A 20,813-nucleotide genomic window follows, 5' to 3' on the forward strand; every position below is an offset into this window, starting at 1 on the left:
GCCATGGCGATCAAACAATTATTAAAACGCACCAGTGGCTGGCTGTACCTCAACTCCCCGGTGGGGCGCAGTCAACTGCACGGCGCCGGGGTGATCCTGATGCTGCACCGGGTGCTGGCCAACGACCGCGCCGCCGACCTGCCCCATCGCAATGAACTGTGCGTCGGACCCAAAGCGTTCGAACACTTGCTGGTCTGGCTGAAAAAGCACTTCGACTGCGTGCCACTGATGGACATCCTGCACCCTGGCACCCTGCGCTCGGAGCGGCCCAGGGTCGCGTTGACCTTTGATGACGGCTGGCGCGACAACGCGGTGAATGCCTTTCCGCTGCTGCAAAAGTACCAGGTGCCGGCGAGCATTTTTCTTTCCACCGATTTCATCGGCAGCCGCCAGCGTTTCTGGTGGGAAAGCCTCGGTGAAACCCTGTGGGGCAGTCATGGCGAAAGGGATCGGCATCACTTGATCGAATGCCTGCAACAGGTCGGCCGCCCGTTGCCGGTGCTGATGGATGACCTCGATGTGCAGCGCCGCAGCCTGACGCTGCTGCACTACCTGCAAAGCCTGAAAACCCTGGCGCCGGACGATTTGAGCCGGCTGACCGACGAGTGCCCCGAAGAGTCGCTGCCCCAGGCCCTGGACTGGCAGCAAGTGCGGGCGCTGGAAGCCTCCGGGCTGGTGCGTTTCGGCCCCCACGGCGCCAGTCACGCGATCCTCACCGGCCTCGACGATCAACGTCTGGACGAAGAACTGAGCCGCAGCCGCGATGCGTTGTTGAACGGTTGCAACCGGCCGCTGCCGGTCTACTGCTACCCCAACGGCGACCACGATGCACGGGTGCGGCAACAGGTGGCCGAGCACGACTTCCCGTTCGCCCTCGGCACCGGCACCGGCATCTATCGCGGCGCCAACGATCCCCTGGCCTTGCCGCGCTTCGGCGTCAGCCAGCGCACGGCGCGCAATCCGGAGTTGCTGTCGTGGCGCATCTACCGCGGAGCACGGCCATGAGTCGCAGCCATTACCTCAAGCACCTGGCCCTGAGCATGGGCACCAAACTGGCGATGATCGGCCTGCGTTTGCTGCGCAACGTGTTGCTGGCGCGGATTCTGGGGCCCAGCGAACGCGGTTTGTTCGCGCTGCTCAGCACCCTGCCCGACCTGATCAGCGCCGCCACCAGCGGTGGCTTGAATTCGGCAGTGGGTTATCAAGCGGCCAAGCAACGACCGATGGGGTTGCTGCTGAGCCAAGTGTTGGTGTTCGGCTGTCTGTTGGCGCTGTTGTTGACCTTGCTGGTGGTGGCGTTGACCCGGGAATTCGGCAGCGAACTGGACATCACCACGCAACTCGGTTTGCTCGCCTGGCTGTTGTTGCTGGCGGTGCCGCTGACGGTGCTGAAAAGTGGTTTGCTGACCTTGCACAACGCGTCTGGCGGCGTGGTGGCGTTCAACGCTTTGCGCCTGGTGGAATCCCTGGCGCCGTTGCTGCTGTTCCTCGCGCTGTTCTGGATGTGGAAAACCGCGGCCCTTGAAGCAGCGCTGATCAGTTGGCTGGCCGGCATCAGCCTGGTGGTGCTCGCCGGTTGGGTCTGGCTCAAGCGCAATCAACCGCTGACCCTGCAATGGGACCGCGCCGGTCAAAATGAACTGCTGCGCTACAGCGCCCGCAGCCATCCCGACCTGCTGTTCCAGCAAGTGATCCTGCGTTCCGACTACCTGTTCATCGGCGCCCTGCTCGGCAGCACTGCGCTGGGTCATTACGCGATGGCCAGCGCTGCCGCCGAGTTGCTGCTGATCGTCCCGGAAGCGGTGACCACGCCGCTGATGAAACGCCTGCTGCAACAAGACGAAGGCATGGACAAAGTCACCCCGCTGGCCCTGCGCCTGACCGCCACGGTAATGCTCGGCGCCTGCCTGACCATGGCGGTGATCGGTGAATGGCTGATCATCACGCTGTTCGGTATCGCCTACCAACCCGCGTACCCGGCGTTGCTCGCCCTGCTGCCGGGACTGTTGGGGCTGTGCTATGCCAGCATTCTGCGCCTGGACTTGCTGGGCAAAAATCGCCCCGGCACGGTGTCGCTGCTGATGGGCATCGGCGCGCTGCTCAACCTGGCCCTGAACCTGGTATTGATTCCGGCGTACGGCATTGTCGGCGCCGCCGCCGCTTCGTCCATTGCCTATCTGGCGGTGACCATTGCGCTGCTGGTGATGTATTGCCGCTTGAGTGGCGTGCCGGTCTGGCAAACCCTGATCATCCTGCCCAGCGACGTCGCGCCGATGCTGCTGATGCTGCAACGGAAGTCGGCATGAAACGCCTGGCGCTGCTGTTGGGACTGAGCCTTGCGCTCGGCGCTCAAGCGGCGCCGATGCGTTGGTCGGACATTCGTGACGGCAGCCTGTACCTGCAAGCGGATCGCCCCGACACGGTGACCGTGCGCTGGACGCCGGCCTGGCAGGCGGACGCCAACGAAGAACACCTTTATCTGCTCGACGGCCAAGGCAAGCTTTCAGGTGAACGCCTGATCGCCGCCAGTGAGTCCCGCGGCACCCAGAGCTGGCCATTGGCGCCGGGCGCGGCCAGTTATCAGCTGGAGATTCCGGGCTACAGTTTCCGCCGCTACAAGGTCGAGCACGACGAGCGCACGGTGGCCTTGTTCGCCCCGGCCAAGGTGCATTTCAGTGCCGAATCCCGTGACGGCGACGAGTTGTATTTCAAGGTCGCGCCGGGGGAACACGCGGTGCTGGCCGGCAAGTTCCACGGTGGCGTCGGTGCCCTGCAAGCCCAGCGCGTAGGTGACAACCAACAACTGCTGCTGGCGCTCAAACCCTATCGCGCCTATTGGCAGTTCGATCAAGTCGCACTGCCGGTGAGCGCCAGCGAACAAGTCTGGCGCCTGCGCCTGCGCGGCAGCGGCAAAGTGGCGTTCTGGCTCGACGGCACCGCCAACCTGTTTGCGCAAAATCCGCAGCAACTCAAACCGTTGCGTGAAGACGACGGCCAGACTCGCTTGACGCTGCACAAAGACGTGCTGGGGCCGACTCCGAACCTGGGCATCGCCCTGCCCTATGTGATGCCGCCGCCTTCCAGTTTTGCGCTGCTCGATGCGCTGAATGCGCGGGCCGCCAGTTACTACAGTTTCGTCGACATCACCCAGCGCAAGCCGCATTACGAAGACGCGTTCCGTCAGCTGTATCAGGACCGTTTCGGCATTACCCAGGACATCACTTTGCTCGCCGGCAGCCAACGCCAGGCCGATCTGCGAGCCGACACCATGAGCAACAGCGGCCTCGACGCCTGGCTCGCCAGCACCCGCGCCCTCGGCGGCAAGGGCACCCACTACATCGGTTTCGCCGACGAGCCGAACCTCAACTACCCCGATTACGCCAGCTACCAGAGCATCTTCAACAGCATGGCCCGGCAGGTGCGCAGCAATCCGGCCAACGCCAAGGCCGGCATTCGTATCGCCATGCCTGCCAGTTCCCGACTGGTCAACGGCCCGTTCGCCGACAACGCGGCGGACAAGCGCGGCATCGACTGGGCCCGGCGCCTGCTGGCGGAATCCGGCGAGCAGATCGACGCCCTGGCCTGGCACGAATGGATGATTCGCGACCTGCTGGCGACCCGGGTCTACCGCGACAGCGTGCGCCGCGCCGCTGACCTGGTGGGGCTGGACGCCAACGGCCGACCACGCAAGGCGTTGCTGCTGGACCAGACCAATATGTCCAGCGGCTCAAGCCTGAGCCCCTACGATCAGGACACCCATTTCGCTTCGTTGTGGTGGGCCTCGGTGGCGATCAATTCGGCCCAGGACGGCTTGCTGGAGATGCTCAACTGGTTCCAGGCCGCCGATGAGCCGAACTACCCCAAAGGCATGCTCAAAGTCCTCGATGACAATCATTTCGAGATGAAGCCGGTGGGCCTGGCCCAACAGTTCATCCAGGAGCATTGGCTGCAGAATGTGATGCGCCTGGAGAACGACGCCTTCGAGGTTGACGCGCTGGCCACGGCCACCGAGCTGCAACGCAGCCTGCTGGGAGTCAACAAAGGCACGCGCTTGCAACGGGTGGACCTGACCGGGGCGAACTGCCCGTTGGCCAAAGGTTCCTTGCGCTACTTCGGTGCCGACAACCGCAGCCGCGACGCACCGTTTCACTGCCAGGACGGTCGCGTCAGCTTCGACCTGCCAGGACAAACCCTGTTCGCCCTGAGCTGGATCGCCTCATGACCGCCCTTCGAATGCATGGCCGCGCAGGCTTATCGCCGCGCGTTGTATTACTCCACTCACGGCCGATCCCGTCAGGAGTTAATAACATGAGTATTTTGAAGAAACTCAGCGAACACATCAGACAAAAAGGCCTGCGCGCCACCGTCAACAAGGTATGGAAGCATTACGTGTATTCCCACCAGGAACTGCTGTGGATGGAGCGCGATCTGGTCAGCCCGGTACCACCGCACAAACTCAGACCTTATCCGCCGCTGCGGGTCGTCAACATCACCCCCGACAACGCCAGCGCCTTCGCTCGTTACTTCGGCGACCGCGTGGGAACCATGGCCGAGCTGGCCCGCGAGGGTTACACCGGCCAAATGCACCTGGATGATAAAGGTGACGCGGTGGCATTCATCTGGGGCGCGGCGCGCAACTACCACGACAAACACTATTACGGGTGCTGGTTTCCGGTGAAGCCTGGCGAGTTCTTCGAATTCGGTGGCGAACTGACCCGTGCCTACTGGGGCACCACGCTTTCGGTGGACCTGCAACTGGACCTGTGGAAAGCCATGGCCGACCAAGGCTGCAATAAAGTGGTGGATGTCTGTGAATTCCACAATATCCCGGCGCTCAAGCTGCACATTCGCATGGGGTACAACGAGCAAGGACGCATCATGAACGTCTACGAGCTGTTTGGTCGCTGGCGTTTCTACCGAGAAACCCGCTACAGCGGTTCACGTCTGGATGCCTTGCGCAAACCGACGCGGGCCCCTGTTGCAGCAGAGGCGACCTGACCTGATGGCGACGCGATTCGAATGGCGCACTTCACTGTGCGCTCCGGACTTTCCGGCAGTGGCTTATGAAGCACTGCGCCTGCGAGTGACGGACCACACACCGTTCAACACCCTGGCCTGGCTGGGCGCTGCGGAACAGGCGCTCAAGGACGGCGAACGCCTGCACGTGCTGCTCGGCTGGCAGGGTGATGAACTGGCGCTGTGCCTGCCGTTGGTGGCGACGCGCGAACGCATCGCCGGCTGGCCGTTCCGGGTGTTGCATCACCTCGGCTACCCGCTGACCGATCGCCTGGCGCTGCTCGCCTGCCTCGATGCCGAGAGCATCCGCAAGGCGCTGATCGTGATCCGTCGTCATTTGCCCCATGCCTTGCTGCAACTTAACGAGCTGTCCGAACCCGCAGGCGAAGAAAGTGCCCTGACGGTATGGATGGCCCACAGTTCCACCGGTGAACGGCGCCTGAGTTGCAAGGCGCCGGTCCACCTGATCAGCGAAACGGATCGCCAGGAAGTCTCGGGCGATCCGCGCTACAAACTGCGCCGCGCGCGCAAACGTATCGCCGCGTGTGGCGCCGAGGTGCGGCGTATTACGCCGGACGCCTCGACCATGGGCCCGCTGCTGCAGGCCATCAGCGAAGTCGAAGCGGTGAGCTGGAAAGGCGATGAAGGCGTCGGCATCTTCGCCGACGAACGTCATCGACAATGGATGGACCGCGCCTTCACCGCCCTCGCCGACCGCGGTCTGGTACGGGTGGTGCTGCTGGAGCTGGAGGGGCGCTGCATCAGCTATCGCCTCGGCTTGCTGGAACAGGGTCGGCTGTACGACTACAACCTGGCGTTCCTGCCGCAATACGCCGACCTCGGCAGCGGCCGGGTGCTGCTCGAAGAGTGGATTCGCTGGGGCCTGGACGACAATTGGCGCTGGATCGACGCCTCGCGGGTCAGCCTGGAAAACTCCAGTCATCAACTCCACGAGCGCATGACCGGGCAACTGGAACACTGGCGCTGGAGTTTCTATTCCTGGCGCCCCAGTGGTCTCGCGCTGGGGTTGGCGTTGCGTGTGTGGCAACGGCTGAAACCGGCCTTGCAAAAATGGCGGGCGAAACGGTCGGCAGCCGCAGTCACGGCACCTGTGCCGGTGACCAAAGGCCCGGCGCCTACTGAAAAAACCACGGAGGGCGAACATGCCGCACCAAGTCATAGTCAACGCTGACGACTTCGGCCTCAGCCCGTGCGAAAACGCGGTGATCCTCGGCGCCTTCCAGGCCGGGGTCATCAGTTCCGCCACGGCCATGGCCAACATGCCGGCGTTCGAAGCCGCGTGCCAGATGGCCCAGCATCCACTGCTCAAGGGACGGATCGGCCTGCACTTCAACCTCACCTATGGTCGACCACTGAGCCAGGGCATTCTCGAACGCTCGACGTTCTGCGACAGCCAGGGCGAGTTCGACCTCAACCTGCCCCGCCACACCCTCTGGCTCAATCGCCTGGACCGCGAAGCGGTGATGGACGAACTCGAAGCGCAATGGCAACGCTGCGTGGACAACGGCGTGCGGCCCAGCCACCTCGATTCCCATCAGCACGTGCACAACATCTGGCCCATCGGCGAGATTGTCGCGCGCTTTGCCGCACGGCAAGGGGTGGCGGTGCGCCTGGCACGGAATCTGGGGCAAAACCTGAGCCTGCCCAAACGCGTGTTCAAGAGTTTGCTCAACCGGCGCCTGCAGAATTTATCCGGTGCAACGGCGGACTATGTCTGCACCCCCGTAGACCTTCGAAACGCCCCCGTGCCGACCGACGGTCTGCTGGAAATCGTCGCTCATCCGAACCAGCTCGGAGCGGATTTCGGCGATGCGTATCTGAACCCCGGCGAGTCGCTAACCCAAGTGCTAGAGCGGCGCCTTGCGGGTGTTGAGCGAGTGTCCTACGCCGTTGTGAGCAGGGATTTACAGGCCGGCACAGCGGCACTCGAATAAGTTACATACGTTGCAACATATTCAAAGCTGGCGCTTTGACATGAAGTCCCGGCCTTGATCTATACCCATCAAAAGCGTCATCCACAACACCCTGGCCTTGGCCACGGAGGGCTTTATGAACGTCATCGAAAAGCTGCGCGAACGCATCAGGCAAAAGGGTCTGGGCAACCTGTTCAAGGCCTTCTGGAAACGCTACGTGTACTTCCACTGGGAGCTGTTGTGGATGGAGCGCGACCTGGTCAGCCCGGTGCCGCCGCACAAATTGCGGCCCTATTCCGGCTTGCGTCAGGTGACCATCACCCCGGACAACGCCATCGCCTTCACCAAACACTTTGGCGACCGCGTCGGGACCATGGCCGAACTCGCCGCCGAAGGTCACACCGGGCACATGTACCTGGACGATGAAGGCCATGCAGTCGGGTTCATCTGGGGCAGCACCCGCGACTACCACGACCGTCACTATTACGGCTGCTGGTTCCCGGTCAAACCAGGGGAGTTCTTCGAATTCGGCGGTGAAATGATCCGGGCCTATTTCGGTACCAGCCTGTCGGTGGATGTTCAAGTCGCCCTCTGGGAAGCGATGGCCGCCCAGGGCTGCAACAAGGTGGTGGACGTCTGCGAAACCCACAACATCCCGGCGCTCAAGCTGCACATTCGCATGGGCTACCACGAACAGGGTCGCGTGGCCCACGTTTACGGCCTGTTCGGCGGCCGCTGGCGCTTCTTCCGCGAAACCCGCTACACAGGCTCACGCCTCGACCCGTTGCGCAAACCGGGCCGGCCAGTGGTGACAGAGGCGGCAGCTGGGGCCTGAAAACCGAGTGCGGGCCGTTTATCTGTAGGAGCAAGGCTTGCCCGCGATGGCGTCCCTGAGATTGCCTTCGCGAGCAAGCTTTGCTCCTACAACTTCACCGCCACCCACGTAAAGCACAACGGCAACTGCGCCACTTGCTGTTCATAGCGGTCATACAGTTCTTCGCGGTTGGAATGCGGGTATTCCTTGAAGTGGCTGATCTGCAACCCGGCATCGATGGCGCCGGTGAAGATGGCGCCGAGGGTGTGGGCGAACCAGTAGGACGCCGCCGCTGGCTGTTCGACCTTGCCTTCGTAGACGATCGGCTGGTGCTGCACAAACGGTTCGCTGCGAAAGTACGAGCTCTGCAGGCGATACGGGTCGGCGGCTTCGGGGTCGAGCATTTCCAGGAACGGGTGGGTTTCGTAGATCACCAGCGCGCCACCGGGCTTGAGAATGCGCGCAACGTGGCGGAAGAATTCGGCGATGTCAGGCATCCAGTTCAAGACACCGATGGTGATCAGCGCCACATCAAATCGCCCCTCAAGCTCCGCCGGCAGTTGATGAATATCGGCTTCGATGAATTCGGCGTCATGGGGTGAACGGGCCCCCAGTTCCCGGGCCTGCTCAAGAAACGCGGCGGACTGATCAACCCCCACCACACTGCGCGCGCCCAAGGCGAACAGCGAAAGACTTTCACGGCCGTTGTTGCAGCCCAGTTGCACCAGGTCCCGGCCCTCGACGCCCACCTGTTCCAGCACACCGCGCAAAGTGTCGTCGATGCGACTGAAGTCAGGCCGGCTGACGGCGTCAAGCAGCACCTGCCATTCAGGATTGTCTTTGTGGTGTCTTGCGGAATCGTTCCAGGCCTCGCGGTTGCTGGCGACGGCTTGTTGTTTAGTCGGCATGTCCATTGCGCACTCCAGATCTCGTTTTTATTGACCGGCACGAGTCTAGATCAGCCCCCGAGAAAACCACATCGAGGCTTTGTTGCGATCTTGTAATCCGGGCACCGCGAACGCGTCGCCGTACGGCAGCTATAGTTAAAAGCCTTGGGGAAATGCGGGACAACCGATTGCGCAGGTGTCGCCATGAAACACACGCTGTTCTTCTTAGCTGTTCTGACTGCCGCCAGCGCTGCACTGGCGGACGACAGCCCCATGCAGACCGACAGTTCCAGCAGTGAAATGATCTACTACGGCCCCAACCAGCCCTTCGCCCATCCGGCGCCGCCGACGCTGAACCCGGTGCCGCCGCGTGCGTACATCCCGACCGCGCCCCAGGATTTCATCCCGATTGCCAGCGAACATGTGTTCTACGACTCCCGGTTGCCCACCGTGGCGGATGCCAATGTGCGGGTGTTCATCCGCTCCTACGACCCCGAGCGCGGGATCTATGTGAATGACGAAGTGCTCGACCCGTCGTGCCTGCTGGCCTGCCTCACCCGCCAGGTCCAGGCGATGCCTTGAGCGTCAGTCGCAGGGCCAGGTGTGGCGCAGCGCCGCGCGGCGATCGATGGCGTCCCGCAGGCGACGCTTCTGGCGCTCCCAGATCTCGCTGTCGACTTTATCGGCGCGCATCATCTCCAGCACCGCTTGCTTGGCTTTCAGGTATTCGTCCCAGGCATCCTGACGCTTGAGCCGCAGGGCTTCTTCGTCGGACATTTCCATGTGACGCAGGGCCAAGGCGCAAGGATCATCCAGCACCACCCCCAACGTCAGTTGAATGCGATGGGGCGCACGGAACGCCGTCATCGTGTTGAGAATCGCCTGGGCGCGGGCGCAGCCCCATTCCAGCGCTTTCACCAGGGTGGGATGGCTCTCACGGTCATAAAATTCTTCCGCCAGCGGTGCACCATCGACGGCATACACCCCGATGAACACCTGGGTCATCTGCTCGCGATTGAACCGGGCCTGAATGTCGATCTGCGTACCGTCCGGCAAGACCTCTTCGTGATTGCGACCGTGTAATTGCCTGTTGCTCCAGAGCCAGTATTGCGTCCCTCTATGCCGCATAGCCCGCCTCTCCATCAAAGGGGAAAAATCAGTTAGGCACAGCCTCCGTGGATTTTCCACCGAGCTGACCCACCTCTCGTCGTCCTCTGACAAACAACCGACCATCAGTCCGTCGCGACACCTACCACTGACGCTTGTCCGGGCGCGCCAAACCCAGTTTTTCAATCCGGTAACGCAACATGTCCCGGCTCAAACCCAGCAGACGCGCCGACTTGGTGACATTCCAGTCGGTCTTGTCGAGCATCTTGCGCACCATGTCGCGCTCGACTTCCGGCAGGTTCATCGATTCGACGTGGTTGTGTTGCCGGGGTTCGATGTAGTGCGTTTCCGGCAAGACAAACGGTTCATCCACCAGGCTCTGGCAGACGTTCAATTGATGCGCGGCAATGGATTCGTTCTGAGCCAGCAACACGGTTTGCTCCAGCATGTTGCGCAACTCGCGCACGTTGCCCGGCCAGGTGTAGCTGAGCAGCAACTCCTCGGCCTGATCGCTGAAATACAAGTGCGGCTTGCCATAGCGTTTGCCGTGGATCGCCAGGAAATGCCGGGCCAGCAGCAACACATCGGCACCGCGGGCGTGCAGGCGTGGCACCTTGATCGAGATAATCCGCAGGCGAAAGAACAGGTCGCGGCGAAACTTGCCCTGCTGGACCATTTGTTCGAGGTTGCAGTTGGTGGCGCTGATCACCCGCAGATCGACTTTGCGTTCCTTCACCGAACCGACCCGGCGAATGGTCCGGTCTTCCAGCAACTTCAGCAGTTTGGCCTGGAGCAACAGGTCCATCTCGCCGACTTCATCGAGAAACAGCGTCCCGCCATCGGCGGCTTCCACCAGCCCGACCCGGCGATCCTTGGCGTCGGTGAAGGCGCCTTTCTCGTGGCCGAACAGTTCCGATTCAACCAGGTTGGAGGGAATCGAGGCGCAGTTGAATTCAATAAACGGGCCTTTGGCCCGTGGGCCGTCGAAATGCAGCGCCCGGGCCACCAGTTCCTTGCCGGTGCCGGTTTCGCCTTCCACCAGCACCGGCGGCAGGTCGGTGTTGGCCATGCGCCGTTCGGCGTCGAGCAACTGGCCGATGGTGTCTTTGAGGTAGTGCATCGGCGCCGATTCACCGATCAACGCCTGCACCCCGGATTTCTGCGCCTCGCGTTCCTGGTAGAACGACAGCGTGCGTTCCATGCGGTCGGTGGCCAGGGCCTTGTCCAGCAGCAGCTTGAGTTCCGGCAGCGCCACCGGTTTGGTGACGTAGTGGAACGCGCCCTCTTTCATCGCCACCACGGCGTCTTCGACATTGCCGTAACCGGTCATCATGATCACTTTCAGATCCGGCGCGCTGATGCGCAGCTTCTGGATCAGGTCGTGCCCGCTCATGCCCGGCAGCGAATTGTCAGTCAGCACCACGTCCGGGACAAAAGTGCCCAGTTGCTCCAGTGCGTCCTCAGCCGAGTGGCAGACCGTCACCTCGAAGTCTTTGCGCTCCAGGTAGGTCTGAATGTTCTCGGCGAGGAGCTCATCATCCTCGACCAGCAATATGCTGTGCTCCATAGTCCCCTCCCGTTGCCACTTTAAAGTTGAGACAAACGCGGGTTCCTTCCTGCTCCTGGCTGGTCAGTTCGACCGAGCCCTGGAAGCGTTCCATTATTCGTTTGACCAAAGCCAGGCCGACGCCCAAACCGCCCTGCTTGGTGGTGAAAAACGGTTTGAAGACCATTTGTTGCTGCTGTTTGGTCATGCCCTTGCCGGTATCGGTCAGGATCATGCGCAACTGCCCAGGCTTGGGTGTTTCGATATCGACGCTCAGCACGCCGCCCTTGGGCATGGCTTCCAGGGCATTGGCGAACAGGCTGTTGAGAATCTGGGTGAGCAGCACGGGCTGGCTGACCACCGGCGGGAGGCTCTGCGGGGTAAACCGCACCTCCACGTTCGAGCGTTTGATCAGTGGGTCGAAGGCGCTCAGGGTGTCGTCGATGGCCAGCACCAGGTCCACCGACTCACTGTCGTCGTTCATCGGCCGCAATGACACCAGCAACTCGCGGACCCAGCGGGACATGCGATCGACCTGATTGATGATGTCGCCAATGTTCTTCTGCGCGCCCTGGCTCGCCACTTCCTGGGCCAGTTCGGCGCTGGAGCGGATGGTCGCCAGCGGGTTGCGCAAGCTGTGTGCGACTGCCGAGGACATTTCCCCGAGGGCGACGAAGGTCTCGTTGCTGATCAATTGTTTCTGCTGGCTTTGCAGCAGCTTCGCGGCCCGGCGCACGATCCAGAACAACGCCAGGTAAATCGCCGCACCGCCGAGCAAGGTCGCGATCCAGATCGACTTGAAGCCGCGCTGGATACGTTCCACCAGGTCCGCCGGTTCCTTGTAGATCTCCACCATGGCGATCACTTTGCTTTTGTCGGCGTTGAACATCGGGATGTAGTTCTCGATGAACAGCAATTGCGGCTTGCGCAACAGCATTTGCTCGGGGCGCTCCTCATCGATCTCGTGGTAGCTGGAGGACACGGGCACCTTCATTTCAAAGGACTCATCCAGTTCTTCGTCGTCAGCGAAGCGCATGCCGATCATTTCAGGGTTGGTCGACCAGGTTACCGTGCGGTCCAGGGCAAAAACGGTGGCCAACAGGGTATCCGGCAGGTGCTCCACATGATCGAGGAATTCGGTGCGCGCAGCGGCACGTGCCGCCGGGTCCACATCGGAATAGGCATTGTCATGGCGTGGATCGAGCATCTCGCCCATGGTTCTGTTGGGGTTGATCGAGGCATGGCGAATTTCGGCATCGCCGATGGCCTGGATGAACTGCGCGGTCAACAAGGCATCGCGCTCGATGCTTTCGGTGACCACGAAACGCGTGGAAATGTAGCCCAGGCCCAACGCCACGGCGCCGATGATGAAAAAACTGGCCAGGGAAAACCAGCGCAGCAGATTGAACTGACCGCCCCAGCCCTTGCGCTCTGCTGTCGGCAGAGCCGGCGCAGGTACTTTTTGTTGTTCTGATAGCTGCATGGGAATGTCCCTGGATGCTTGCCTCAAGCCTTTTTCAGCCGTTGTCACGATGAGTGTAGGTGGCATTGATCGTGGTCGACGGGGCAATGATGTTATTTAGCCGCTAGTTCATCTGCGACACCTCTGGTGCCTGCTCTGCCAGGGGTTGTTGGCGGTCGGTTTCTTCCTGCAAAAAATCGATGATCGACTGCGCGGAGTTCTCATCCAGGCGCAGGTTGGGCATCGGTACCTTGTCGAAACGCTGATAAAGCTCCACGGCGATCGGGTCTTTTTCGGCGAGCATCCGGTCTGGTTCGCGAATCCAGCGGTTGAGCCAGGCCGGTTCCCGTTGCCGGGTCACGCCGATCAGGTCCGGGCCGATGCTGCGCATGCCAATGCCCTGCCCGTCTTGCGGCCCCAGGCTGTGGCACGAGGCGCAACGGGTGCGAAACAGTTCTTCGCCGTTGCTCGGCGGGCGAATCTCCGGGGCGTTGGCGTAGCTTTGTTCAATGCTGGGCTGTTTCCAGTTCTGCAAGGTGTTGGCCAGTTGATCGGCGAGGATCCACGGGTTCTCGAACGGTGAAGCCTTCATCCAGCGGCCACTGGCCTGGTTACCGACGATCAGGCTCAGGTTGTGATCCTTGCTGCGGCCGTTGTCGACGCCTTCGATGAACAAGCCGAGTTTTTTTCGCAGATCGGTGACCGCTTCGAATTCACCGGTCAGAAACTTCCAGCCCGGCCCGACCTTGAAGCGTTGTGCGTAAGCTTTCAGCACCTCCGGCGTGTCGCTGAGCGGATCAATGCTGATGGAGTAGAAGAAGATGTCCTGGCCGACCCGGTCCCCCAGCAACTTCTGCACCTGACGCAGGCGCGCGGTTTCCAGCGGGCAGGAGTCGCTGCACGAAGTAAATATGAAATTGATCACCACTACCTTGTCCTTGATCAAGTCATCGAAGAAACGCACCTGCCGACCGTCCTGATCGGTCAGCAGAGTGTTGGGGAAGTAATCGCCGCCCCAGGGTGTCGCCGACTCGCTCGGCGACAGTTCATGGGCGAGCAGCACCTGACTGGCCAGCAAACAGGTGACCAACACCAGAATCAGGTGCATGCCCAGCGCCCGGGAGCGCGGCGTGTACAACGGCTTGTCGGCTACCCGGCGGTTCATTTCTTGACCTGCACTTGCGGGCCGAAGCCATCGCCATTGCGGAAGGTTGGCAGCGCGGCCGAGTTGACGTAACGCACCCCGTCCCAGCTGGGCAGCGGAGTCGGCATCAACTGGAATTGCCCGGGTTTCTCAATGTCCCAGCGCAGCAGCATCGAGTTGTCTTCATGCTGGGTGTTGTGACAGTGCTCCATGTAGGTCCCGGCGAATTCGCGGAAGTTGATCGCCATCTCGACGCTGTCCAGGCCATCGTTTTCCGAACCGATGCGGTACACGTCTTTGCGTGCCCATTTTTCCCATTCCGGTGGTGTCTTGCCGCCGCGACTGAGGATGATCCCTTCCTCGAAGTGCACGTGCACCGGGTGGCTCCAGCCCTTGCCGCCCGCCTTGATGTTCCACACTTCCAGTGTGCCGAAACCACTGACACCTGCATCGGTCGGACCGGTTTTCAACTGGGTTGCCGTGTTCAAGCGCCGAGGGTCCATGTGGAAGCCGAAGCCGCCATCGGTCTTGACCGTCCACGGCGCTTCATCGGTGCCGTCGGAACGGCCGAAGGTGAAGGTGCGGTGACGGGCCTGGGACAGCAGCACTTTGTCGGCGGCGTTGTCGCGGTGAATCTTCAGCGGGATCATCACCATGCCTTCGGCTTTGCCCGGTTTGGCCGGTTCGTACGCCGCCGGGTCCATGGCCAGGTCCTGGCCGGTGTAAGCCTTGACGTTGAGCTGCAAGACTTTGCCCACGCCCGGATCACCCTTGTCCCACTGCGGGCCTTTGCTCGATTGCTTGATCACCGCCAGGTATTTCTCCGACAGCACGTCGGCCAGGTTGATCACGTCTTTCGGGCCCTTGCCGTCGTCGTGTTCCTGCAGGTTGACCACGAACACTTTGTCCCCAGGCTTGATGCCGTTTTTCGCGAAGTTGACGATGATGTCAAAACGCTCGGCGATGCCCTGGGTGGGCAGGATCGCGAAGTGGTTCTTTTTATCGCCATCGGCGTCGAGGTCCATGGTGCCGTCGAAGGGAACGGTGTGTTCCATGATGTTGCCGTCGTTGGCAATCATATGGAACGGCACACGGGCATAGGACACACCGGAGTTTTTCGGCCCTTGGAATTCGCCACTGTTGCCCTTCACTTCGCGGACGATGGCGAACTTGAAGTAGCGCGACACCGAGCCATTGAGGATGCGGAAGCGATAGCTGCGGGCGCGCACGTCCAGGGTCGGTTTCCACTGCCAGTTGACCAGCACCTGGTCACCGAGGAAGCCGTCGGTATTGAACGGGTTGAACCACAACTGACCGGTCTGATCCCAGGCCTTGTCGGCGAACACCAGGTTGACGTCGTAGTCGCGGTTACCCCACGGCAAGGCGCTGCCGCTGGGCAAACGCAGGTTGACGCCGTCGTTCACCGATTCGTTGCCACGGTCCAGAGCGCTGTAGTAGTTCATCATCGCCGCGTTGCCCTTGTAGACGTTCTGCGCGGTGAAATCGAGCATGTGGTCGTGGAACCAGTGGGTGCTCATGGTTTCGCGCCAGTCGCCGCGGATCTTGATCGTGCCGTGGTCGCAGGTCTTGCGGCTGGGGCTCAGGTCGTTGGTCCACAGGGTTTCACCCGGCGCGCACGGAAACGCTGCACGCGGGTCTTCAGCCTTGGTGTTGATGCTGTCGTAACCGGCCAACTGGATCGGCCAGCGATAGTCGTAATACTGGCCGGGGAAAAAGAACGCGTTGGCATAGCCGTCGCTTTCCGCTGGCGCGTGGCCGTTGTGTTCGTGGGTACTGATGGTGTGCAGGCCGAACCCCATGTTCGCCGACGGGTCGATCGGCAAGCCGTTGTAGTGGCGCATCAACACCGGTTGGCCGTACCGCACCATCAACAGTTTGGGCGGCAAGGTGCCGTCGAAAGTCCACACCGAGTTGTGGTTCTGCACCGGCATGTTCGGGTGGAAGCGCGGGTCGACACCTTTGGCGGTGCCATCGGTGGCCGGCACCCCGGCGACGTTGTGATAAAGGCCACCGGGGCCGAATTCACCCACGGCATAACCGTGCATCTGCCGCGCGTCACGCCAACCACTGTTGAGCCGCGCCCCGGTTTGCACGGTTTTGTAGGCCACTTGCGGGTAGAACTCGTTCCAGCGCTGGTGCGACCAGCCCTTTCCTGGTGGACGACCTTCCGCCGACGAGCCGATATGGCGGTTGAGGAACACTTCGATCTGCGCCTGCCACGGGTTGCGGTCCACCACGTTGGAGAACTGGCTGGGGAACGGCGTCAGCCCCGGTTGGCGCAAAAAGGCGTCGAGGGCGGCGCTCGGCGGCGCACTGCGCGCTGCGTTGGTCGGGTCCTGCTGGGGCAACGGCCCCACGGCGGCCGGTGGAAAGCCCAGCGGCGCGGCGGGTGTGGTGGGGTCGAGTTTTTCCGGGCCGAACTCTTCGAACAGCACCAGTTGCTGGGTGAATGGCTGGGCGCCGAACAACGGGCTCGGCTTGCCATTGGTGGGGTAGTTGAAACTGGTCTGCACCGTCGGCGGCAGGATGTTTTCCTTGCGCGTGTCGTCACGGCTGCCTTTGACACCATCGGGCAAGTCGAAGGAATCTTCGTTGGCATCGGGCATGGTCAGAATGGCGTTCAGGGCGGCCGGCTCATCTGCCGGCTCGTCGTAGTAGGCCGAAGGATCGGAAGGCTCGGGCTGGCGCTCATCGTCAATCTGGCTGGCGCGCACGGTTGTGGTGCCCAGCGTCATCGCCAGAAGGATACTCAGGGGGGGCAACAGGCCGAACCACTTGCAGGGGTGCCGCGCTTTTGTATCCATCACCAGCCGCCTCGAAATCGTGAAGGGGGTAATGGGGTTTTGCAATTAGCTCGCCAGACTTCACACGACCTAACGCCAAAGAACTAATACCTTTTAAAACAATACGTTACAAAACCTTCCCACCAATCCTGACAAAACGACTGGGCCATGACACCCGCTAACGGGGAAAGTTCATCCCCGTTTTCAGGGGATCAGCTTGAACGACAGACGCACGCACGTGCCCTCGCCTTCCCGACTGCCCAGAGCCACCGCACCACCAAAACGCTCCATGATGCGCTTGACCAGCACCAGCCCGACGCCAAGCCCGCCCTGCTTGGTGGTGAAGAACGGCCGGAAGGCCATCTTGCGCTGTTCTTCGCTCATGCCTTTGCCGGTATCGCTCACCACCACGCACATGCCCCGGGCATCGGTCGGTTCCAGAGTGACGGTCAGCGTACCGCCCTTGTCCATGGCTTCCAGGGCGTTGGCCATCAGGCTGTTGAGGATCTGCGTCAGTTGCACCTGCTGGCTGAGGACCATCGGTGTCTGTCGCGGATTGAACACCACCTGAACCTTCGCCTTGGCAATTTGCTGCTCGAACGCGGTGAGGCTGTCATGGATCGCCGCCACCAGGTTCACCGGTTCGGGATCGTCGTTGAGCGGGCGCAAGGATTGCAGCAACTCGCGGACCCACTTCGACATGCGATCGACCTGGCCGATGATGTCGTGGATGTTCTTGTGCGCCGGGCCGTTGTCGAACTCCAGGGCCAGCTCGGCACTGGAACGGATGGTCGCCAATGGATTGCGCAGGCTGTGGGCGACGGCCGAGGACATCTCGCCGAGGGCGACAAAGGTTTCGTTGGTGATCAGTTGTTTTTGTTGTTGCGCCAGCAGGATCGCCGCTCGGCGCACGATCCAGTACAAGCCCAGGTAAATCAACCCGCCACCCAGCGCCGTGGCCAGCCAGATCAGCGCCAGACCGCGCTCGATGCGGCTGATCAGGTCCTTGGGTTCCTTGTAGATCTCGACCATCGCCGTGACGTTCTTGCCGTCGGCATCGAACAGCGGGATGTAGTTTTCGATAAAGATAAAGTCCGGGGGCACGACGAATTTCTGCTCCATCCGCGCCTCGTCAATGTCGTGATAACTGGCCGAGACCGGGACCTTGAATTCAAAGGCGTGGTCCAGGTCTTCGTCGGCGTGAATCCTGGTGTTGATCAGTGCCGGGTTAGTGGACCAGATCACCGTGCGATCAGGGGCATAGACGTTGGCCAGGATCACGTCCGGCAAGTTGGCGATGTGGTCGAGGAATTCGTCCCGGGCATTGGCGCGGGCCGCCGGGTCGACATCGGGAAAGTCCTTGTCCTGGCGCGGGTCGACCAGTTCGCCCATGGTCCGCACATTCGGGATCGAGACGTGGCGCACCTCGGCCGAGGCAATCGCCTGAATGAATTGCGCGGTCAGCAATGCATCGCGCTGCACGCTTTCGGTAATTACAAACTGCGTAGACACCGCCCCCAGCGCCACCGCCACGGTGGCAATCACCGCCATGCTGATCAGCGAAAACCAGCGCAGCAGATTGAACGGCTGCTTGCGCGAGCTCAAGCGAATGTCGCCTTCCTCAGGCCGGTGCGTTGGTGCATGCATGTTCATTGGCGATGATCCAGGCGATTCCCCTATAGAGGGGGTATAGCCCAGTGTTTGGGGTTTGACCCAATGCAAGCAAGCTAAGGAAATGCTGGGGCGGCCCCCACCAATGAACAATGACGAGGTGTGTCAGGTCCGACGCCTTCGCGAGCAAGCTTTGCTCCTACAGGTGTTGGGCCCGATTTTTGTGTGTAGGAGCGAGGCTTGCCCGCGAAGAACGATAACGCGGTGTGTCAGACCTGACGCCTTCGCGAGCAGGCTTCGTTCCTACAGGGTCCAGCGATTAGCCGGGCTTGTGGTTATCCAGTATCCGATTGACCGCTAACTCACCCATCACGAGCGACCGATGCAACACCAGCATCGTATGGCGTCGCGGGCCGTCCGTCAGCTCGACGAAATCGTTGACCATCTTGCGGGCCGTTGATATCGATTCGTAGACCTCGACCAGCAACGTTTCGTCATCCACCGCTGCGTCGATGGTGAAGAAGGTGCCAACCCTTCTCGCTACTAAACGAAAGGGGTGGCAGCTGTACGCAGGTTAGTAGACCGGGGAACTCAGCAAGCCGGCGCGCCGAAGCGCCCTACGTACAGCCACCATCAAGCACAGATATGAAAACCCTGTCCGACGGATGCACGTGCAGCCTGAATTACCACGGGCTACTAAACCCGACCACTGATGGGCAGTGGCAGGCAAACGATAGAGGCCAAGGGCAAGGCGCACAAGCCGGCGGATTCTGGCGTACGCGTAGGCAACGGCGCAAGGCGTTGTAGCCGCTTATGACGTAACACCGAGTGTCTTTCAACGCTCGCTTATAAACATGTTTATCACCATCAAAATAGAGAATTCCTTTGGCGGTGCGCACCAACCCTGTGGCGAGGAAGCTTGCCCCATTCCCCACTGCCCCATCCGCCCCCAATACTGGGGACACTCGCCCGCTCCGCTATTCCCCCCGCTCATCCTCTGCGCTACCCCAACCCCCATACCCCGGCCCTCTCCCGCCCATTCCCGCCAATTGGTATGCAATTTGCGCTGCCCCCCTCAACTGGCCCGTCTCCATGGGACAGGCATTCCGATAGAGGGATTAACTCATGCACCCTTTACTGTCCAAAACTGCGGCCGCGCTGGTCGTTTCCGCTCTGGCCCAAGGTGTTGCCCAGGCAGCGCTGTTTGCCGTTGACCCCGGCCCCTATGTGCCAGCCAACGGTTCGTTTGCCGCCTGGTATCAGGACACCCATGGTCGAACCCTCGACTTGTGCCTGTCCAAGGCCCTCAGCTCCAGGGTTGCCAGTGCACCCGGTGCGCCGTCCTACATGTGCCTGTTGGGTGCGACCCCTGGCGTTTTCGACGACACGCAGCCCATCGTTTTCCCGAGCAACTTTCCCGATGAGGCGTTCTGGTTCACCGGCGACGGCTCAATCGTCGATGCCGCACGGGGCATCGACCTGACCTACGTCAGCGCCGTGGAAGCCGCCTTCGCCGCTGAAGAACCGGTGGAAGGCGACCAAGTCAGTTTTGGCCGCATCCGCATTCGGGTGGACGTGCCCACTGCCGGTGTCTACACCATCACCCACCCCTACGGCGTCGACATCTTTGACGTTCCCGCCGGTGGGCGTCGCGCGATCAACATGACCCGCGACATCGGCATCGGCACGCCGAAAACCTACGACGGCGCGCTCAAGAGTGACATCGGCCCGTTCCTGCGCAGCGTCAACGGTCCCTACACCGAAACCAACCCGGTCACCGGTCAAGCCGAGAAATTCGTTGGCGACCCGAACCTGGAAGAAGCCTTCACCGGCAGCCCTTTCAACACCAACTTCATCCGCATCGAAGGGCCTAACGGGCTGGACTTGCGTACGACCGTGATGGCCATCTCCGGCAAGTTGTCGACGGTGGTTCGCCCCACCCCGATCATTGCCGAGCGCAGCACTTACTCGCGCAAGGCCGGTGCCAGTGGCCCAGTGGCTCAGCAGGACGTGTTCGTCATGGCTCCACCACCACCGGCCACCGTGACCCTGGACAGCAACAGCCCGGTGTTGAACCTGACCGAAGCCAACACCGCCGGCCACTGGTACGCCCAGTCCGCCACTAACCCGACGTTGCCGAGCACCTTGCAGGTGACCGCCGACAACCACCTGGCCATCCCGACCAGCACGCCGACCACGGTGCCCACGCCGTTGACTGACCTGGTGGTGATTTCGCAGGCCCAGTACAGCCTGAGCACCGGACAGATCTCGATCGTGGCCTCGACCAGCGACGAAACATCGCCACCGGTCCTCACTGCCACCTCCGGCACGGGTGTCGCCATCGGCGCCCTCAGCGGCGACGGCGCGGTGAAATCCCTGTCGACCGGCATCTCGCCGATTCCACCGGCCAAGGTTCGAGTGACGTCATCCAATGGCGGCAGCGATACCGAAGAAGTGGTCGTCGTGCAATGAACGCGCACCTGCCCAG

Annotated in this window: 17 protein-coding genes; 9 read left to right on the forward strand and 8 right to left on the reverse strand. The window is 61.6% G+C overall.

Features of this window, described 5'->3' with window-relative positions; translation table 11 throughout:
- The first annotated feature begins 3 nt into the window (after positions 1–3).
- The 7 genes from HKK52_RS08440 to HKK52_RS08470 all read left to right on the forward strand — a co-directional run bounded on the left by HKK52_RS08440 (position 4) and on the right by HKK52_RS08470 (position 7,785).
- Entirely contained in the window at positions 4–1,005 is a 1,002-nt protein-coding gene (locus tag HKK52_RS08440; protein WP_169370431.1) for a polysaccharide deacetylase family protein, read from the forward strand.
- Complete coding sequence (locus tag HKK52_RS08445) at positions 1,002–2,306, forward strand: lipopolysaccharide biosynthesis protein (RefSeq protein ID WP_169370432.1); 1,305 nt, start codon at positions 1,002–1,004, stop codon at positions 2,304–2,306. The genes HKK52_RS08440 and HKK52_RS08445 overlap by 4 nt, the downstream gene beginning before the upstream one ends.
- Positions 2,303–4,222, forward strand: coding sequence for a hypothetical protein (locus tag HKK52_RS08450; protein ID WP_169370433.1), 1,920 nt, complete (start codon positions 2,303–2,305; stop codon positions 4,220–4,222). The genes HKK52_RS08445 and HKK52_RS08450 overlap by 4 nt, the downstream gene beginning before the upstream one ends.
- An 86-nt stretch (positions 4,223–4,308) precedes the next feature.
- The gene (locus HKK52_RS08455) at positions 4,309–4,998 is read left to right on the forward strand and encodes an N-acetyltransferase (RefSeq protein WP_169370434.1); all 690 of its coding nucleotides are present in this window, start codon (positions 4,309–4,311) and stop codon (positions 4,996–4,998) included.
- Between the two features lie 4 nt (positions 4,999–5,002).
- Entirely contained in the window at positions 5,003–6,208 is a 1,206-nt protein-coding gene (locus tag HKK52_RS08460; protein WP_169370435.1) for a GNAT family N-acetyltransferase, read from the forward strand.
- Positions 6,180–6,971, forward strand: a complete 792-nt coding sequence (locus HKK52_RS08465) for a ChbG/HpnK family deacetylase (RefSeq protein ID WP_169370436.1) — start codon at positions 6,180–6,182, stop codon at positions 6,969–6,971. Before HKK52_RS08460 ends, HKK52_RS08465 begins: the two co-directional genes overlap by 29 nt.
- 115 nt (positions 6,972–7,086) lie before the next feature.
- Entirely contained in the window at positions 7,087–7,785 is a 699-nt protein-coding gene (locus HKK52_RS08470) for an N-acetyltransferase (RefSeq protein WP_169370437.1), read from the forward strand.
- Between the two features lie 86 nt (positions 7,786–7,871).
- On the opposite strand, the gene HKK52_RS08475 is transcribed toward HKK52_RS08470, so the two are convergent.
- Positions 7,872–8,678: a class I SAM-dependent methyltransferase gene (locus HKK52_RS08475; RefSeq protein WP_169370438.1), complete on the reverse strand. Its 807-nt coding sequence runs from the start codon at positions 8,676–8,678 to the stop codon at positions 7,872–7,874.
- A 177-nt stretch (positions 8,679–8,855) separates the two neighbouring features.
- Between HKK52_RS08475 and HKK52_RS08480 the strand changes: the two genes are divergently transcribed.
- Positions 8,856–9,233: a hypothetical protein gene (locus tag HKK52_RS08480; RefSeq protein WP_169370439.1), complete on the forward strand. Its 378-nt coding sequence runs from the start codon at positions 8,856–8,858 to the stop codon at positions 9,231–9,233.
- A gap of 3 nt (positions 9,234–9,236) precedes the next feature.
- Here HKK52_RS08480 and HKK52_RS08485 read toward each other — a convergent pair whose 3' ends face one another.
- From HKK52_RS08485 to HKK52_RS08515, 7 genes are all read right to left on the reverse strand, one after another.
- On the reverse strand, positions 9,237–9,779 hold the full coding sequence (locus HKK52_RS08485; RefSeq protein WP_169370440.1) for a hypothetical protein: 543 nt from the start codon (positions 9,777–9,779) through the stop codon (positions 9,237–9,239).
- 121 nt (positions 9,780–9,900) lie between these two features.
- Positions 9,901–11,325: a sigma-54-dependent transcriptional regulator gene (locus HKK52_RS08490; RefSeq protein ID WP_169370441.1), complete on the reverse strand. Its 1,425-nt coding sequence runs from the start codon at positions 11,323–11,325 to the stop codon at positions 9,901–9,903.
- Positions 11,294–12,787 carry a sensor histidine kinase gene (locus HKK52_RS08495; RefSeq protein WP_169370442.1) on the reverse strand — a complete coding sequence of 498 codons (1,494 nt, stop codon included), beginning with the start codon at positions 12,785–12,787 and terminating at the stop codon, positions 11,294–11,296. Before HKK52_RS08495 ends, HKK52_RS08490 begins: the two co-directional genes overlap by 32 nt.
- Positions 12,788–12,890: 103 nt before the next feature.
- Positions 12,891–13,931, reverse strand: coding sequence for an SCO family protein (locus tag HKK52_RS08500; RefSeq protein ID WP_169370443.1), 1,041 nt, complete (start codon positions 13,929–13,931; stop codon positions 12,891–12,893).
- The gene (locus HKK52_RS08505; RefSeq protein WP_169370444.1) at positions 13,928–16,735 is read right to left on the reverse strand and encodes a multicopper oxidase domain-containing protein; all 2,808 of its coding nucleotides are present in this window, start codon (positions 16,733–16,735) and stop codon (positions 13,928–13,930) included. The genes HKK52_RS08500 and HKK52_RS08505 overlap by 4 nt, the downstream gene beginning before the upstream one ends.
- A 183-nt stretch (positions 16,736–16,918) precedes the next feature.
- Positions 16,919–18,367: a sensor histidine kinase gene (locus HKK52_RS08510; RefSeq protein WP_169370445.1), complete on the reverse strand. Its 1,449-nt coding sequence runs from the start codon at positions 18,365–18,367 to the stop codon at positions 16,919–16,921.
- Positions 18,368–18,644: 277 nt separating this feature from the next.
- Positions 18,645–18,839, reverse strand: coding sequence for a DUF6124 family protein (locus HKK52_RS08515; RefSeq protein WP_429515873.1), 195 nt, complete (start codon positions 18,837–18,839; stop codon positions 18,645–18,647).
- A 611-nt stretch (positions 18,840–19,450) separates the two neighbouring features.
- Here HKK52_RS08515 and HKK52_RS08520 point away from each other — a divergent pair.
- A complete protein-coding gene (locus HKK52_RS08520) occupies positions 19,451–20,797 on the forward strand; it encodes a hypothetical protein (protein ID WP_169370446.1) in 1,347 nt (448 codons plus the stop codon).
- The last annotated feature ends 16 nt before the right edge of the window (positions 20,798–20,813 follow it).

This window comes from Pseudomonas sp. ADAK2, assembly GCF_012935755.1.
GTDB lineage: Bacteria > Pseudomonadota > Gammaproteobacteria > Pseudomonadales > Pseudomonadaceae > Aquipseudomonas.

Bases quoted from the DNA above. Each gene is read 5' to 3' on its own strand.
- HKK52_RS08440 (WP_169370431.1), top strand. From the start codon at position 4: ATGGCGATCAAACAATTATTAAAACGCACCAGTGGCTGGCTGTACCTC.
- HKK52_RS08445 (WP_169370432.1), top strand. From the start codon at position 1,002: ATGAGTCGCAGCCATTACCTCAAGCACCTGGCCCTGAGCATGGGCACC.
- HKK52_RS08450 (WP_169370433.1), top strand. From the start codon at position 2,303: ATGAAACGCCTGGCGCTGCTGTTGGGACTGAGCCTTGCGCTCGGCGCT.
- HKK52_RS08455 (WP_169370434.1), top strand. From the start codon at position 4,309: ATGAGTATTTTGAAGAAACTCAGCGAACACATCAGACAAAAAGGCCTG.
- HKK52_RS08460 (WP_169370435.1), top strand. From the start codon at position 5,003: ATGGCGACGCGATTCGAATGGCGCACTTCACTGTGCGCTCCGGACTTT.
- HKK52_RS08465 (WP_169370436.1), top strand. From the start codon at position 6,180: ATGCCGCACCAAGTCATAGTCAACGCTGACGACTTCGGCCTCAGCCCG.
- HKK52_RS08470 (WP_169370437.1), top strand. From the start codon at position 7,087: ATGAACGTCATCGAAAAGCTGCGCGAACGCATCAGGCAAAAGGGTCTG.
- HKK52_RS08475 (WP_169370438.1), bottom strand. From the start codon at position 8,678: ATGGACATGCCGACTAAACAACAAGCCGTCGCCAGCAACCGCGAGGCC.
- HKK52_RS08480 (WP_169370439.1), top strand. From the start codon at position 8,856: ATGAAACACACGCTGTTCTTCTTAGCTGTTCTGACTGCCGCCAGCGCT.
- HKK52_RS08485 (WP_169370440.1), bottom strand. From the start codon at position 9,779: ATGCGGCATAGAGGGACGCAATACTGGCTCTGGAGCAACAGGCAATTA.
- HKK52_RS08490 (WP_169370441.1), bottom strand. From the start codon at position 11,325: ATGGAGCACAGCATATTGCTGGTCGAGGATGATGAGCTCCTCGCCGAG.
- HKK52_RS08495 (WP_169370442.1), bottom strand. From the start codon at position 12,787: ATGCAGCTATCAGAACAACAAAAAGTACCTGCGCCGGCTCTGCCGACA.
- HKK52_RS08500 (WP_169370443.1), bottom strand. From the start codon at position 13,931: ATGAACCGCCGGGTAGCCGACAAGCCGTTGTACACGCCGCGCTCCCGG.
- HKK52_RS08505 (WP_169370444.1), bottom strand. From the start codon at position 16,735: ATGGATACAAAAGCGCGGCACCCCTGCAAGTGGTTCGGCCTGTTGCCC.
- HKK52_RS08510 (WP_169370445.1), bottom strand. From the start codon at position 18,367: ATGAACATGCATGCACCAACGCACCGGCCTGAGGAAGGCGACATTCGC.
- HKK52_RS08520 (WP_169370446.1), top strand. From the start codon at position 19,451: ATGCACCCTTTACTGTCCAAAACTGCGGCCGCGCTGGTCGTTTCCGCT.